This is a genomic window from Alphaproteobacteria bacterium, assembly GCA_035625915.1.
Lineage (GTDB): Bacteria > Pseudomonadota > Alphaproteobacteria > JACZXZ01 > JACZXZ01 > DATDHA01.
Genome location: DASPOR010000220.1, coordinates 23,396 through 30,679, shown reverse-complemented (window position 1 = coordinate 30,679; position 7,284 = coordinate 23,396). Strand labels below are relative to the sequence as shown.

General features: G+C 61.6%; 4 protein-coding genes and 1 pseudogene. All 5 read left to right on the top strand.

Translation table 11 applies throughout. The features are described from left to right. The coding region (locus VEJ16_18095) for a thiolase family protein (protein ID HYB11574.1) at window positions 1-865 on the top strand (865 nt) is incomplete at its 5' end. After that, window positions 862-3,192: a 3-hydroxyacyl-CoA dehydrogenase NAD-binding domain-containing protein gene (locus tag VEJ16_18090; GenBank protein ID HYB11573.1), complete on the top strand. Its 2,331-nt coding sequence runs from the start codon at window positions 862-864 to the stop codon at window positions 3,190-3,192. The genes VEJ16_18095 and VEJ16_18090, both read left to right, overlap by 4 nt. A gap of 15 nt (window positions 3,193-3,207) precedes the next feature. Continuing rightward, entirely contained in the window at window positions 3,208-5,001 is a 1,794-nt protein-coding gene (locus VEJ16_18085; protein HYB11572.1) for an acyl-CoA dehydrogenase C-terminal domain-containing protein, read from the top strand. 162 nt (window positions 5,002-5,163) lie between these two features. Next, the gene (locus VEJ16_18080) at window positions 5,164-5,775 is read left to right on the top strand and encodes a UbiX family flavin prenyltransferase (GenBank protein HYB11571.1); all 612 of its coding nucleotides are present in this window, start codon (window positions 5,164-5,166) and stop codon (window positions 5,773-5,775) included. Between the two features lie 56 nt (window positions 5,776-5,831). After that, a pseudogene (locus VEJ16_18075) lies at window positions 5,832-7,187 on the top strand (UbiD family decarboxylase). The last annotated feature ends 97 nt before the right edge of the window (window positions 7,188-7,284 follow it).

The window sequence follows — 7,284 nt, the reverse complement described above, 5'->3', positions numbered from 1 at the left end:
TTCGATGAATGCGATTCACATGGCGGCTGGCGCTATTCAACTGGGCGCCGGCGAGGTCTTCATCTCGGCAGGCGTTGAGTCGATGACTCGGGTGCCGATGATGGGCTTCAACCCGCTCCCCCATCCACGCTTGGCGAAGGAATATCCCCAGGCATACGTCTCGATGGGAATCACGGCCGAAAACGTGGCGCAAAAGTATCAGATCACGCGCGCCGAGCAGGAGGCTTTCGCGGCCGAAAGTCACCGAAAGGCGAGTGCCGCCCAGTCGGCCGGCAAGCTCGACGGCGAGATCGTCACGATCAAGTTCGACGGGAAGTCAGTCGCGAAAGATGGCTGCATTCGTCCCGACACGACTGCGGCGGGTTTGGCGGCCCTCAAGCCCGCATTCGACGACCACGGCACAGTAACGGCCGGAACGTCCTCCCCACTCACCGATGGCGCTGCGGCGACCTTGGTCTGCACCGAGGAATACGCCGAGAAGAAAGGGCTCGCGCCGCTCGCCCGAATCAAGAGCATCGCGGTCGCGGGTTGCGCGCCTGAAATCATGGGCATAGGGCCGGTCGCTGCGACCCGGAAGGCACTCAAGCGCGCCGGTCTCACCATCCAGGATATGGACATCATCGAGCTCAACGAGGCTTTTGCGTCACAGGCGCTCGCCTGCATCCGCGATCTCGGTATTGACAAGTCGCGAGTCAATCTTGATGGCGGGGCCATAGCACTTGGGCATCCGCTCGGCGCGAGTGGCGCGCGCATTACCGGCAAGGCGGCACAAGTGCTGAAGCGCGAGGGTAAACGCTACGCGCTTGCGACGATGTGCATTGGCGGCGGACAGGGCATCGCTACGATCATGGAGGCCGTGCGATGAAGATCGAAAGGGCCGCAGTCGTCGGTGCGGGCGTTATGGGAAGCGGTATTGCCGCGCACATTGCGAACGCCGGCGTGCCGGTGGTCTTGCTCGACATCGTGCCGAAAGATTCGAACGACCGCAGCGCCATTGCCACCCATGCCGTTGCACAGATGCTCAAAACCGATCCCGCACCCTTCATGTCGAAGGCCATCGCGAAACTCGTAACACCGGGCAATCTCGAGGACGATCTCGGCAAGCTCGCCGATGTGGATTGGATCGTCGAAGCGATCGTCGAGAATCCCAAGATCAAGCGCGATCTCTACGAAAAGCTCGACGGCGCTCGCAAGAAAGGCTCGATCGTATCCTCGAATACTTCCACGATCCCGCTTAAATCACTTGTCGACGGTTTCCCCGAGTCCTTCGCTCGGGATTTCTTGATCACGCATTTTTTCAATCCGCCACGCTATATGCGGTTGCTCGAGCTGGTGGCGGGCCCCAACACGCGCAAAGAGGCAGTGGAGGCTCTTCGAAATTTCGCCGATGAGCGGCTCGGCAAGGGTGTCGTCGATTGCAAGGACACGCCCGGGTTCATTGCGAACCGCATCGGCACGCTCTGGATTCAAGTTGCGATTTCCGCCGCCTTCGAGATGGGCCTGACCGTCGAAGAGGCCGACGCTGTCGTCGGTCGACCGATGGGTATTCCCAAGACCGGAATTTTCGGCCTGATGGACCTTGTCGGCATCGATCTCATGCCGCATGTCGCGGCGAGCATGAATGCAACCCTTCCCGAAAGCGACATGTACCGCCGGCTCTATAAGGAGATTCCGCTCATCGGCAAGATGATCGCGGAGGGCAACATCGGGCGCAAAGGCAAGGGCGGCTTTTATCGCCTCGAGAAAAAGGCCGATGGTTCCCGCGTCAAGGAATCGATCGACCTCCGTACGGGCCGCTACGCGCCGTCCGCCAAGGCACGGCTCGAGAGTGTTGAGGCCGCGCGCAAGGGAAAACTCCGCGCCCTCGTCGAGCATACGGACAAGGGTGGGAAGTATGCGTGGCGCGTGCTCGCGCACACGCTTTCCTATGCGGCGTCGTTGGTGCCCGAAATCGCCGACACGGCCCCCGCCGTCGACGAAGCAATGCGGCTCGGTTATGCCTGGAAACATGGACCTTTCGAGCTCATCGATCAGCTCGGCACCGGCTGGTTCGCGGAGCGGCTGCGAGCCTCGGACATGGCGGTACCCCCACTTCTCGCGAAAGCTGCGGGGCGGCCCTACTACAAAGTCGTGGATGGCGTACTACAGTACCTGACCACAGCGGGCGAATACACGAAGCTCGAACGGCGTCCCGGCGTGCTTCTGCTTTCGGACGTCAAGCTACGGTCGACACCGCTTCTTAAGAACGGCTCGGCGGCACTTTGGGACATCGGCGACGGTGTCGTCTGCCTCGAGTTCCACAGCAAGATGAATTCGATGGATCCCGACATCCTCGATCTCGTCCAAAAATCGTCGAAGCTCGTCAAAGAAAAATACAAGGCGCTCGTGATCCACAACGAGGCGGACAACTTCTCCGTCGGCGCCAATATCGGCCTGGTGCTCTTCGCGGCAAACGTTGCCCTTTGGCCGATGATCGAGGATATGGTCTCCAAGGGGCAGCAGACCTACAAGGCACTCAAATATGCGCCTTTCCCGGTCGTCGCGGCGCCGTCGGGCATGGCGCTCGGTGGGGGGTGCGAGATACTTCTCCATTCGAGCTCGGTTCAGGCCCATGCCGAGACCTATATGGGCCTCGTCGAGGTCGGCGTCGGTCTTGTTCCGAGTTGGGGCGGCTGCAAGGAGGTGCTGACCCGCTGGCTCTTGAACAAGAAGCGGCCCGGTGGGCCAATGCCGGCGATCTCGAAGGCATTCGAAATGATCGGGACGGCGCAGGTCGCGAAATCGGCTTTCGAGGCGAAGGAGATGCTGCTGCTGCGCGAGTCCGACGGGATCGTGATGAACCGCGATCGCCTCTTGGCGAGCGCCAAGGCCAAAGCACTCGAACTCGCCAAGAGCTACAAAGCACCCGAGCCGCCCAAGGAAATCCATCTTCCGGGGCCCACGGCAAAGGCTGCCCTCGACCTCGCAGTCGAGGGCTTCCGACGCCAGGGCAAGGCGACCCCTCATGACGTGGCCGTCTCGAGCGAGCTTGCCACGGTACTTTCCGGCGGGACGACCGATATCGTGGATACCGTGGGCGAGGACGACCTGACAAAGCTCGAACGCCAGTCGTTCATGGCGCTCCTCAGGACAGAGGGTACCCTTGCGCGCATCGAACACATGCTCGAGACCGGAAAACCGCTCAGGAACTAAGCGAAGGAACCGCCCATGGCGACATACAAGGCCCCTTTGCGCGAGATACGCTTCGTGCTTCACGAATTGCTCGGCATCGACGAGATCTCGAAGTTGCCTGGCTATGGGGAGGCGACAGCCGATGTCATCGACGCCATCCTCGAGGAAGGGGCAAAGCTTTGCGAGAGTGAGATCTTTCCGCTCAATCGGACGGGCGACGAGGAGGGCTGCCATTACGAGAACGGCGTCGTGCGCACGCCCAAGGGTTTCAAGGAGGCGTACAAGCTTTTCATCGATGGCGGATGGTCGGCACTGTCATGCGACCCGGCCTATGGCGGGCAGGGGCTGCCCAAATATGCCGGTCTCGTCTTCGAGGAGATGATCTGTTCGGCGAACATTTCCTTCGGCATGTACCCGGGCCTTTCGGCTGGCGCCTACAACGCGATCGAGCAGAACGCGTCGGAGGAGATCAAGAAGCGCTATCTGCCGAAGCTCGTCACGGGCACATGGGCGGGCACCATGTGCCTCACGGAGCCACAGTGCGGCACCGATCTTGGTCTGTTGCGAACGCGCGCCGAGCCCGCGGGCGATGGGAGCTACAAGATCACGGGCACCAAAATTTTCATCTCAGCGGGAGAACACGACCTGACGGAGAACATTCTCCATCTCACGCTTGCGCGCTTGCCCGACGCTCCGGCTGGCACGAAAGGGATCAGCTTGTTCCTGGTGCCCAAGTTCCTGCCGAATGCCGACGGGAGCATCGGTCCGCGCAACGGCGTGCGGTGCGGTTCGATTGAGCATAAAATGGGCATCAAGGCTTCCTCGACCTGCGTGATGAATTTCGACGACGCCAAGGGCTGGCTCGTAGGCGAGCCGAACCAGGGCATGCGCTGCATGTTCGTCATGATGAATGCCGCACGCCTCGGCGTCGGTATCCAGGGCCTTGGAATCGCCGAAACTGCCTATCAGAGCGCCGTCGCCTATGCGAAGGACCGTCTTCAGGGCCGCTCCCTTGCCGGCGCCAAACAACCTGACAAGCCAGCCGACCCGATCATCGTGCATCCCGACGTTCGGCGTATGCTCCTCACGATCCGCGCCCAGGTGGAGGCGGCACGCGCCCTCGCTTATTGGATCGGGATGGAGATCGACAAGGAAAAAAAACATCCCGACCCGGCATCACGGGAAGCTGCCGAGGATGTCGTGGCACTCTTGACTCCGATCATCAAGGCTTACTTCACCGATATGGGCTTCGAGGCGGCGAACCTCGCGGTGCAAACCTTTGGCGGCCATGGCTTCATCCGCGAGAACGGTGTGGAGCAGCTGGTGCGCGACGCGCGCATCACCCAACTTTATGAGGGGACGAACGGCATCCAGGCTCTCGATCTTGTGGGGCGCAAGCTCGGCTCCCATGTCGGCCGGCTCCTGCGTCGCTTTTTTCACCCGGTCCTCGACTTCATCGAGGCGAACCAGGCCGATCCGAAGATGGCCGAATTCGTCATGCCGCTTGCCAAGGCCTTCGGCCGGCTGCAGCAAGCGACAGCTTGGCTCGCGGAACAGGGCCTGCGCGATCCCGAAGAGGTGGGGGCGGCGGCAAGCGATTATCTAAGGCTGTTCGGGCTCGTCGCCTTGGGCTTCATGTGGTCCAAGATGGCCAAGCTCTCGCTCGCCAAGCTCGGGGACGGCGGTTCGGGAGAAGGCGAATTCTATCGCGCAAAATTGTCGACGGCACGGTTCTTCATGACCCGCCTCTTGCCGCAGACGGGAACTTATTTCTCAACCCTCATGGCGGGGAAGAAGCCGCTCATGGAAATGGCCGAGGTCGCTTTCTAGCCTCGTACCGTGAATCTGGCGAATGACACCAAAAAACAGGCGCTACTCCCGCCGGCGCTGGCGAACCATTGCGTTCGACCCCGGCACCCCCTATCGTGGCGCGGCACCGGGAGGTGTTCGCGCCGAGCATAGGGCGCTAAGGATTGGAAGGAAGACGGGCGCGTGGCGGCGACAACTCAAAGGCTCATCGTCGGGATTAGCGGTGCTTCGGGCGTCATCTACGGCGTGCGGGCCCTCGAATTGCTGAAGGGACACGGCATCGAAACGCATCTCGTCATGTCACGCTCCGCGGAAGTGACACTCGCCTACGAAACCTCGCTCAAGGTCGCCGGCGTACAGGAGCTTGCCGACGTCGTGCATCCCATCGGCGATATCGGCGCCTCGATATCGAGCGGATCGTTCAAAACCCTTGGCATGCTCATCGCACCTTGCTCGATCCGCACGCTATCCGAGATCGCGTCGGGCGTGACGTCTACCCTTTTGACCCGTGCGGCCGACGTCGTGCTCAAGGAGCGTCGCCGCCTCGTCCTCATGGTCCGGGAGACGCCACTTCACCTCGGCCATTTGCGCGCGATGGCGGCCGCCACGGAGATGGGTGCGATCATGGCGCCGCCGATACCCGCCTTTTACTTTGGGCCTGAGTCGGTCGACGATATAATCAACCAATCCGTCGGGCGTTCGCTCGATCTTTTCGGCATCGAACTTGGCGTCGTCAAGCGCTGGGGCGAGCAGGCCGCGAACGGCAGAACGCGAACGCGGCCGAGGCGAAAATAAACCCGGCGCAGAGTAAATCCGACCGGGCGGCGGCCCATAGCGCGGGGAGGGTTAGCATGGCGGTCAGCCCCATCAGCGATCTGGCCCTGATCATCGAGGAATTGGACGGAATGGGACGGCTCGCGCGAGTGCGCAGCGAGGTCGACCTCAAGCACGATTTGGCCGGCATTGCGGCAAAGCTCGAAGGTGGGCCGCGCGCCGTGCTCTTCGAAAAGGTCAAGGGCCACACCGCATCGGTATTTACGGGCCTTTATTGGTCGCGCGATCTGCTCGCAGCACTCATGCGTCGCGAGGAGCGCACGTTGCCGCAATATGTGGCGGGCTGCATCAAGGCGTGGCAACAACGCCCCGTCCATCCGGTAATGGTGGAGACCGGACGCGTCTTCGAGGTCACGGAGAAATCGGTCGATCTTTCAAAGATGCCGATTCCGATCCATGCGCTCAAGGACGGCGGCCCCTATTTCGACGCTGGTGTGGTGATCGCGATCGATCCCGATACAGGCATTCGCAACGCGTCGATTCAACGCTTCATGGTTCAAAATAGGAATACGCTGCACGTCAACATCGATGCGGGACGGCACCTTGAACTTTATCTCAACAAGGCGGCGGCGAAGGGGGAGTCGCTTGACTTCTCGATCAATGTTGGCGTTGGGCCCGGGCTGCATTTCGCGGCGGCAACGCCTGCCGAAGCGGCCCCAGCGGACACCGACGAGCTTGGGATCGCGAGCGAGTTTCACGGCGCACCCCTCGAACTCGTCGAAGGCAAGACGCTGCCCGTGCACATCGTCGCCAATGCGATGTGGGCGCTCGAATGCGAAATGATCCCCGGCGAGGTGGCGTCCGAAGGGCCGTTCGCCGAGGTGACCGGCTATTACGCCAGGCGCGAGCCGCGGCCTGTCGTCCATGTGCACGCGATTCACCATCGTGCCAAGCCAGTTTTCCAGACGATACTCTCGGGGGTTGAGGTATGGAACTCGGTCGGACTGCTCGGTGAGGCGAATGTCTTGGCGCTGCTTCAGCGCCAGGTGCCGGGTGTGAGCGATGTCTATTTCAGCCACGGCGGCTGCGGTTTCTACCACGCGGTCGTGCAGATTGCCCAGAAGCGCGCAGGCTGGTCCAAGCAGGCCATCATGGCGGCGTTTGCCGCGTTCCCCCCTCTCAAGATGGTGACGGTCGTCGACGACGATGTCGATATCCGGAACTCGAGCGATGTCGAATGGGCGATGGCGACACGTCTCGATCCGGCGCATGGCATCATTCGAATCGAGAACGTCTTCGGCCACGGTCTCAACCCGAGCTTTCCCGACTACATGGGTGCGAAGGTCGGATTCGACTGCTGCCGGCCGTTCCCGCACAGCTATGAGTACGATCGCGCATCTTATAAGCCGATGACCCTCGCTGGCCTCGACATCGCGATGCCGGAAATCCGCATGCCGGCTGCGCGTAACGCTCCAGCACCCCTCAACGAAGAAAGAACCGGACCGACCGGAATATCCAAAGCCGGCGACG

Coding starts and splice junctions, on each gene's coding strand:
- VEJ16_18090 (HYB11573.1), top strand. CDS start 862: ATGAAGATCGAAAGGGCCGCAGTCGTCGGTGCGGGCGTTATGGGAAGC.
- VEJ16_18085 (HYB11572.1), top strand. CDS start 3,208: ATGGCGACATACAAGGCCCCTTTGCGCGAGATACGCTTCGTGCTTCAC.